Source organism: Facivitalis istanbulensis (assembly GCF_040560405.1).
Lineage (GTDB): Bacteria > Pseudomonadota > Alphaproteobacteria > Sphingomonadales > Sphingomonadaceae > Sphingomonas > Sphingomonas istanbulensis.
Map to the genome: position 1 here is coordinate 1 of NZ_JAVSCQ010000082.1, position 765 is coordinate 765.

At 61.4% G+C, this 765-nt stretch carries 2 pseudogenes; one reads left to right on the forward strand and one right to left on the reverse strand.

Annotated elements, in window-relative coordinates:
* Positions 1-111 (forward strand): annotated as a pseudogene (locus tag RN629_RS18255) (IS5-like element IS711 family transposase); the annotation flags it as partial.
* Between the two features lie 107 nt (positions 112-218).
* On the opposite strand, the pseudogene RN629_RS18260 reads toward RN629_RS18255, so the two are convergent.
* Positions 219-647: pseudogene (locus RN629_RS18260) on the reverse strand (tyrosine-type recombinase/integrase); the annotation flags it as partial.
* Positions 648-765 lie beyond the last annotated feature (118 nt).

Consider the following 765-nt stretch of genomic DNA (forward strand, 5'->3'; position numbering starts at 1 on the left):
TTCTTCAACAAGCTCAAGCGCTTCCGCCGTATCGCCCTGCGCTGCGAGAAAACCATCGCCGCCTTCATGGGCTTCGTTCACCTCGCATGCGCCATGATCTGGCTACGATAAATGCAGACAAAGCCTAAGGGAACTCTCCACTTTTCCGGGGCAAGTCCAGACATTCTCGGAATCCTCCGTATCAGAGACGACCTTCCATCCTGCGGCGGGATTGCCCGTCACCTATTCCCTCCCTCCCGCAACTCATCCAGATAATCACTCCACCACTGGGCCATCTCGACACGCTCCCGCCAATAAGCGGACTGATTGTAGATACGCCGAACACTTCCCGCCACCATATGGGCCAGCGCCCGTTCGATCGCGTCGGGGTTCCACTTTCCCGACTCGTTCAGCAGCGATGACGCCGACGTGCGGAAGCCGTGGGCGGTCATCTGCTCCTTGGAATAGCCCATGCGCCGCAGCGCCGCGTTGATCGTGTTGTCGCTGATCGGCCTCGCCCGTGTCCGAACGGAAGGGAACGCGTAGCGGCCCGAGCCGGATAGCCCGCGCATCTCTGTGAGGATCGCCAGCGCCTGCCGGGACAACGGCACCGAATGAGGCTGGCGCATCTTCATCTTCCCTTCCGGGATGATCCAGACGTTAGCGTCCGCGGTCGTGGTGTAATTTCCCGGTGTAGATGATGGTGTATGCCGGGGTGGGGCCGAGGCCCCACCCCGGCGTCGGCGTCACGGTGGCCACCGGGCTCATCGGATATGGTGGAGTTTG